The following is a 5,261-nucleotide window of genomic DNA, read 5'->3' on the forward strand; positions in this document are numbered from 1 at the left end:
TACAAAATATTCTACCATATAAATAAGAACATGTATTCTCCTATTCTTCTGAAAAATATTGAGAAAGTTTTTATAACCGTAATCACTAGTTACAATTATACATTTCATTTGAGATGTGGTTGCGAACTGTCTTTTCACTTATAAAAAGTTCACCTGCAATTTCCTTCGTTGTTTTATCTTGAACCAGCAATTCAAATACTTCTCTCTCTCTCTTTGTGAGTAAAGGTTTAGATTGATACGCTTTTTCCTTCAACTGGTATAACCCTCCTTGCTTAAGCCAGAGCTGTGTATGTGTAAGTTGGGTGTTTATTTAGTCAAGATATTGTATGAACGAAATGTGCAGGTGGTGAATGAAAATGGGCTTTATTTCCTATGTTATTTTAGACTTTTATACAGTGCGTACACTCTTTTTATCCACTTACTTTCCAACGCGCCATATTTGTTCTAGCAATATACTTACAACCGTACCTACAAATAAACCATTACCGAATATATATTGCATAATAGACGGCAAGGATTGGAGTGCTCCAGACGGTAAAAACATAACGCCGCTGCCAAATAATACTGCAACGCCTAAAATCGTTACATTCCTTTCACTCATCGGCACTTGTTTTATATTATTAAATCCAATTCCAATTAACTGTACGAACGAAGCCATTAAAACAGCCGATGCAACAGCTGATGGTAAAGATGCTAAGTAACGAATAATACTTGGAAAAAGAGACATTACGACTAGTAACGCACATGCCATTAAGAACGATCGTATATACTTTTGTTTTGTTAAACGTATAAATCCTGCCGTTGCTGGTAACGGAACGACACCTACAGTTGAAAATACAGAAGAGATGAGATGCGAAATCCCCCCAACCCATGTTCCATCTTTCAACTGTTTTTGTTCAATAGTCGCTTTATGAATAGTTGCTTGATTAATTGCTATAATAGCTGCCACCGTATTCGAAACTAAAATACATACCATAACGAAACTTGATACAGCCATACCTGTATTCCATTTTGGAAGTCCCCAAGCAAATATATGTGGAAGTTGCACAAAATGAGTTACTTGAGATGGGATTGTCACTTTTCCTGCAATGAGAAAAATAATCCACCCACTAATTAATCCTATTAAAACTGCATAACTTTTGACAAAGCCTTTTCCAAAATTAGATAGTATAATAACGAACAGAAATATACTAAACGCGATCATTGCTGTAAATCCGTCGATTTGAGAAATAGTAGCTGTAATTCCTAACATTCCTTTTAAAAATACACCACTTAATTGTAAACATAATAAAAGTAAAAACGTCCCTGTCACAAGCGGCGTAAATAAAAATAAAATACGTCCTATAAAACCAGTTACTCCTAATCCTATTAAAATAACACCGGAGATTATCATTCCTAATTCTAAAATTTGCAGTGTACTATGTAATTGATCTTGTCCGGCCGTTGCATAAGCAAGTACGGTAAATACACCAACCCAAGATCCAGCCGGCCCATCCGCAATTGGCAGTCTATGCCCAAGCCACCCTTGTAAAAAAGAAGATATACCAACTACAAAAAACGTACGCTGCATTAAATAAAATATTTCTTCCGTCGTAAGATGAAATAATCCGCCAACGACAATTGGTAGTGCGATTGAATTTGCTAATAAAAATATAAACCATTGCAAAGTTCCCATAATATGATTTTGGTTATGTTGATTGTCCAATTTTTTCATCCCTTCTAGCTTTCCTATAAAAATATATTGTAAGAATAAAAAAGAAGAGTTCTATACTCACCATTAGAACCCTCCTCAAAATATTTAAACGATTCTTCTACACAAGATTATTTAATTCCACCTCATTTAAACTTCCAACAACAATATTTCCTTTATACACGACTAAACGTTTTTCTGTTTGACGCGCTACTGCTTCAGCAGCGCATGTCGCATTCGTCAAAACAAAGCTCGCTTCATCCCCTACATTCGGCCATACTCGCTTCCCTTCATTATTTAACGTTTCTTTTCCTCCTGTAATAAAGCGGAGTGCTTTTCCTAAAGACCTTTCGTCACTCCACCCAAAACGCTCTGCTAATCGATTCGCCTTTTGGAGCATATCACCTGTTCCAAACGGTGACCAATGATCTGTAATGCTATCATTGCCTAATGCAACCTTAACACCTTTTTTATCTAATAACGGAATTGGGATTACTTGTTTACCAATTGGCACTGTTGAAGTAATATCAATATTTACATTTGCGAGTCTTTCTGCCACTTCTTCAGCCTCTTTATCAGTAACACCACCAAGTCCAAGTGCATGACTAATCGTTACACGGCCTTGCCATCCTGCTTCTTCTGTTAAACTTGCCAATCTCTTCATCGTAAACGTTCCAAGATTATTCGCATCGTGCAAATGAATATCAACATCCGCATTAAATTCTACTGCGATATCCATAATTGTATGTAATGACTTTTCAATGTCATTATCCACTGTAGCTGGATCTACTCCTCCGACTAGATGAGCACCCATACGCATCGCATCTTTCACGAGTTGTACAGAATTACTGCGCAATAATCCATGTTGCGGAAACGCAACAATTCTACTAGATACTCGATTTTTATATGTTTCTAATGCTGCTAACGTCGCCTCCAAATTACCAAGCCCAATAATCGGATCAACATTACAATGCGTTCTAATATTCGTTGCACCATTTTGCAGTAGTAACTCCAGCATATTTTCCGCTCTATTTTTGGCAGTCGCTAATTGCTTTGGTAAAATTTTTTCTTCTTCATTAAAACGTGTAAAAATACTTTCTGCTGGCATACAAGCTTTCCATGGGCCACTATAATATGTTTTATCAATGTGAATGTGCATCTCTTTGAAAGCTGGCAACATTAATAATTGCTTAGCATCAAAAGTTACTATATCTTCCTCTTGAACAATCCCTTTTATAATTTTTTTAATCCGACCATCTTCAATAAGTAAACTACATAATTCTGTTTCTGTTTTTGAAATTCTCTCTTCTTCATATGTATACCCTGATTCAATCATTACGTTATTCAACCAATATGCTGTCATCTCTATTTCCCCACCCTTTATTAAAAATCACCTCATAACTACAAGTTTAATATCCACCGAAAATTAAGACAATTAATACAATCGCTTCTCACAAAAAAATGTAATACAACCCCATGGTCTTCTCATAAATTTCCATATAGAATAAAAGTATGCAGTTTGATATAAAAAGGAGTTGATTGGAATATGTCAAAAAAGTTATGTAAATCCGAAACTGATAAAATGCTATTTGGTATATGTGGTGGTTTAGGAGAATATTTTGATATTAGCTCTACTCTTATTCGTATCATTTGGGTTATTGCTGTTTTATGTTTTGGGACAGGATTTTTAGTTTATTTCATTTGTTTATTACTTATGCCACGTTCGTACTAACGGCATCATTTCACATACTTAAAAAGAGCAAATCACCTATAGAATCCTATAGGTGATTTTTTCATGAAGAATATTTCATCGTTAAATGTAATACTGCCACTTCTTCTTCTTCATTTTTATAAATATGCTTCTTATTCGCTTCAAATTGAATGGAATCAAACTCATTTAATTCGTATACATCATTCTCCACTTGAATAGACACTTTCCCTTTCATTACCGTTACAAGCTCAATCGCACCTTCATGATGAGCTTCTGGTTCATATATACTATTTGATCGTAAACAAGCACGGTGCATTTCCATCCCTGTTTCTTTCGTATAACGGAACATCGTTTCTAAATGCCACGCTTGCCCTTCATCTACTGCAAATCCTTCTCCACAGCGCGCAACAGCTACTGGTTCTCCAACAACCATTAATCTGGATAAAGGAATTGATAACCCTTTCGTTATTTTCCAAATGACAGCTAGCGTCGGATTTGTTTCCCCTCTTTCAATCTTTCCTAATGTTAATTTACTAACTCCTGTTTTATGAGCTAATTCTTCTAAACTTAATTTCTGTTCATTTCGAATTTGTCTCAATAACTGTCCAACTTGTTGAATGACTTCTTTCGTTTGCATATCTTCATTTTCTTTCATATATAAAACCACCTTAAAGTATAAAATAGTTTACTTTAATTTAATTAAAGTATATCATACTATACATAATTATTTATTTTCGAAAGGAGTGCTATATTTCATGCGCGCAATTTTATTAGGCCTTTTATCATCGGCCTTTTTTTCTGCAACCTTTATTATTAATAGAGCAATGAATGTATCTGGAACGAGCTGGGCTTGGACAGCTTCCTTCCGTTTTTTATTTGCTCTTCCTATTTTATTCCTTATCGTTTTATTTCGCAAAAACTTTAGGGGATTATGGGAAGAGTTAAAAAAACATCCATTGGCATGGATCGGATGGGGTTCTGTTGCCGGGATTGGTTTTTATTCTTTATTAAGTTTCGCAGCTGTCTTTTCTCCAGCTTGGCTCGTTGCTGGAACTTGGCAAGTTACGATTTTAGCTGGTTTACTACTATCACCACTATTTTTCGTGAAAATAGAAACAAAATCAGGTACGAAACTTGTACGTGGAAAAATTCCACTTCGTAGCTTATATGTTGCATTATTTATTTTACTTGGTGTAATTTGTATGCAAGCAACTGCCGCAGGCCATATTACAATGACTCAGTTCATTTCAGGTTTTTTACCTGTCGTATTAGCCGCTTTCTTATATCCGTTCGGTAACCGAAAAATGATGGAGCTTGTTGGTGGACGCCTTGATACGTTCCAACGTGTATTAGGAATGGCAATTGGAAGTCTTCCTATAACAATCTTGCTTGGTATATACGGATTTTCTACTACTGGCATTCCAACATCCAACCAAATGCTTCAAGGATTTCTGTTAGCATTATGTTCCGGTGTTATTGCAACGATGACATTTTTCTTTGCTACTGACTTAGCAAAAGATAACCTCTCTCTACTTGGAGCTGTTGAAGCAACACAAGCTGGAACGATGGTCTTTACCGTGCTTGGTGAAATCATTTTCTTAAATGGTTCACTCCCTGGAGGACTTTCTCTCATCGGAATGATTATTATCATGTTAGGAATGGTTGCAAATAGTATTTTAAACCGTTCTGTTCCAGTCGTTAAACAGAAAAAATCAGCATAAAAAAAGAGTATGGTTCTATAGAGATGAATGGTATTATCCCCTATAGGTAGACAGTAAAAAAAGAGTCCATCTGATATGATGGACTCAATACTGTTTTATCTGGAGGGGATTTTTTTATGGCAAGAAAAGGACAATCATT

General features: G+C 35.5%; 6 protein-coding genes. 2 read left to right on the forward strand and 4 right to left on the reverse strand.

What is annotated here, in order from left to right; translation table 11 throughout:
• Window positions 1-85: 85 nt before the first annotated feature.
• The 3 genes from ACS2CR_RS33365 to ACS2CR_RS33375 all read right to left on the reverse strand — a co-directional run bounded on the left by ACS2CR_RS33365 (window position 86) and on the right by ACS2CR_RS33375 (window position 3,053).
• Window positions 86-253: a helix-turn-helix domain-containing protein gene (locus tag ACS2CR_RS33365; RefSeq protein ID WP_000659485.1), complete on the reverse strand. Its 168-nt coding sequence runs from the start codon at window positions 251-253 to the stop codon at window positions 86-88.
• A 165-nt stretch (window positions 254-418) separates the two neighbouring features.
• Entirely contained in the window at window positions 419-1,714 is a 1,296-nt protein-coding gene (locus ACS2CR_RS33370; protein ID WP_002062437.1) for a purine/pyrimidine permease, read from the reverse strand.
• A 97-nt stretch (window positions 1,715-1,811) separates the two neighbouring features.
• A complete protein-coding gene (locus ACS2CR_RS33375) occupies window positions 1,812-3,053 on the reverse strand; it encodes an amidohydrolase family protein (protein WP_053514509.1) in 1,242 nt (413 codons plus the stop codon).
• A gap of 183 nt (window positions 3,054-3,236) precedes the next feature.
• Here ACS2CR_RS33375 and ACS2CR_RS33380 point away from each other — a divergent pair, with 183 nt between their 5' ends.
• Window positions 3,237-3,422 carry a PspC domain-containing protein gene (locus ACS2CR_RS33380; RefSeq protein ID WP_000038411.1) on the forward strand — a complete coding sequence of 62 codons (186 nt, stop codon included), beginning with the start codon at window positions 3,237-3,239 and terminating at the stop codon, window positions 3,420-3,422.
• 61 nt (window positions 3,423-3,483) lie between these two features.
• Here ACS2CR_RS33380 and ACS2CR_RS33385 read toward each other — a convergent pair whose 3' ends face one another.
• Window positions 3,484-4,056, reverse strand: coding sequence for a helix-turn-helix domain-containing protein (locus tag ACS2CR_RS33385; protein ID WP_000661924.1), 573 nt, complete (start codon window positions 4,054-4,056; stop codon window positions 3,484-3,486).
• 100 nt (window positions 4,057-4,156) lie between these two features.
• On the opposite strand from ACS2CR_RS33385, the gene ACS2CR_RS33390 reads away from it, so the two are divergent.
• On the forward strand, window positions 4,157-5,122 hold the full coding sequence (locus tag ACS2CR_RS33390; protein WP_053514510.1) for a DMT family transporter: 966 nt from the start codon (window positions 4,157-4,159) through the stop codon (window positions 5,120-5,122).
• The last annotated feature ends 139 nt before the right edge of the window (window positions 5,123-5,261 follow it).

Origin of the sequence: Bacillus cereus group sp. BceL291 (genome assembly GCF_051776705.1) — a bacterium.
GTDB classification, from domain to species: Bacteria; Bacillota; Bacilli; order Bacillales; family Bacillaceae_G; genus Bacillus_A; species Bacillus_A cereus.